Here is a 349-nt window from a genome sequence, read left to right on the forward strand (position 1 = left end):
TTGGGTTGTTGCAGTAAAGATGGTGGAGCTATGCGGGATCGAACCGCAGACCTCCTGCGTGCAAAGCAGGCGCTCTCCCAGCTGAGCTATAGCCCCATCGTAGTTAAAACCTCTTCAAATTCACCAGGATGAATTTGGTAGGCCTGAGTGGACTTGAACCACCGACCTCACCCTTATCAGGGGTGCGCTCTAACCACCTGAGCTACAAGCCTGCAGAGATTTTCTTACTGCTAATTTTCATCAGACAATCTGTGTGAGCACTACAAAGAACGTTTCTTTAAGGTAAGGAGGTGATCCAACCGCAGGTTCCCCTACGGTTACCTTGTTACGACTTCACCCCAGTCATGAA

2 tRNA genes and 1 rRNA gene are annotated in these 349 nt (G+C 49.6%); all 3 read right to left on the reverse strand.

Annotated features, from left to right (window positions below):
• Positions 1-20 precede the first annotated feature (20 nt).
• Positions 21-96, reverse strand: a tRNA-Ala gene (locus FHD02_RS24105).
• Between the two features lie 39 nt (positions 97-135).
• A tRNA-Ile gene (locus FHD02_RS24110) sits at positions 136-212 on the reverse strand.
• Positions 213-283: 71 nt separating this feature from the next.
• Positions 284-349 (reverse strand): 16S ribosomal RNA (locus FHD02_RS24115); the annotation flags it as partial.

The organism is Citrobacter sp. EC_71 (assembly GCF_019584005.1).
Classification (GTDB): domain Bacteria; phylum Pseudomonadota; class Gammaproteobacteria; order Enterobacterales; family Enterobacteriaceae; genus Citrobacter; species Citrobacter werkmanii.